This is a genomic window from Desulfosporosinus metallidurans (genome assembly GCF_001936615.1).
Taxonomy (GTDB): domain Bacteria; phylum Bacillota; class Desulfitobacteriia; order Desulfitobacteriales; family Desulfitobacteriaceae; genus Desulfosporosinus; species Desulfosporosinus metallidurans.
The window spans coordinates 1-747 of the sequence record NZ_MLBF01000168.1 but is presented as its reverse complement, the minus strand read 5'-3'; the positions used below and the strand labels follow the sequence as shown (position 1 = coordinate 747).

At 46.7% G+C, this 747-nt stretch carries 1 protein-coding gene and 1 pseudogene; both read left to right on the top strand.

Annotated features, from left to right (window positions below):
* A pseudogene (locus tag DSOL_RS28320) lies at nucleotides 1–394 on the top strand (recombinase family protein); the annotation flags it as partial.
* Nucleotides 391–747: recombinase family protein (locus DSOL_RS26180; RefSeq protein ID WP_139314643.1), on the top strand; the 357-nt coding region annotated here is incomplete at its 3' end. The pseudogene DSOL_RS28320 and the gene DSOL_RS26180, both read left to right, overlap by 4 nt.

Genomic DNA, 747 nt, shown 5'->3' with positions numbered 1-747 from the left:
GGCGATGGACAAACGACTGGAAGAACTGAAAGAAGAGATGCTGGCCTTGGTCGGGGAAAATGCAAAAAGCGGAATCAACAATATAGACTTTGACTTTGATAAGGCCTATGAAAAAATCGCTGCAGAGCGCAAGCAAATACTCAACGAGAAAAATGAGTATACGGAGCAACTGGCCCTCTACGATACATCTCGCCACAGGGTCAACGAAATGAAAAAATTCCTCGGTGATATGAACTGTGCCATGACCGAATTCGATAACGATTTGGTCAGGCGTCTGATACAAAGTGTCAAGGTCCTTTCCAAGGAGAAGCTTATCATCACCTTTAAATCCGGTCTTCAAATGGAGCAGGCCATGGAAGTGAGAGATAAGCATCAGGATGGTAGGGCTTCATGAAACCACGGAAAATAACTGTAAAACCAATCTTACCGCCCCATGAACCGGCGGAAAACATTAAGAAAAAAGAATTGCGGGCATGCGCCTACTGCAGGGTCAGCACAGATCAGGAGGAACAACTATCAAGCTATCAAGCCCAGGTAGATTATTATACCGATAAAATCCTGCAAACCCCAAGTTGGAGGTTTGCGGGCATCTACGCCGACGAGGGAATCAGCGGCACCAACACAAGACACAGGACAGAATTCAACCGGATGATTGAGGACTGTATGGCCGGGAAAATCGATATAGTACTAGTCAAATCCGTCAGTCGGTTTGCCAGGAACACGGTGGATAGTATCGGGTGCATCCGG